The following is a 267-nucleotide window of genomic DNA, read 5'->3' as shown; positions in this document are numbered from 1 at the left end:
TCAGTCCGCAAATTTTTCATTGAGTTGGTGCCAGGCAAAGGCGCGCCCGTCGCGATACACGGCGACGATCCGGTCCACGCCATCGGCGATCTCGGCCTCGCCCAGGAAGGCCAGCGCCGTGCCGTCGCGCAGGTCCGCGCCAATCCGTGCGGCGTCGAAGCAGTCGAACCAGCCGGGCGCGTTCAGGGGCACGGCGGCGTCGTGGATCACGTAGCTCTCGGTCAGCAAGGCGAGGCTTTCGGACGTGTCGAAACAGGCGCGGAAGCG

1 protein-coding gene is annotated in these 267 nt (G+C 67.0%); it reads right to left on the bottom strand.

All coding sequences use genetic code 11. The annotated features are described in order from the left end of the window. Positions 1 to 267, bottom strand: a 267-nt coding sequence (locus tag H2O73_RS24080) for a DUF6446 family protein (protein ID WP_220457765.1), incomplete at its 5' end; no start/stop codon positions are given.

Source organism: Vibrio marinisediminis (genome assembly GCF_014050145.1).
GTDB classification, from domain to species: domain Bacteria; phylum Pseudomonadota; class Gammaproteobacteria; order Enterobacterales; family Vibrionaceae; genus Vibrio; species Vibrio marinisediminis.
Note: the sequence above shows the minus strand (reverse complement) of the source record. Positions and strands in the feature narration are given on the sequence as shown.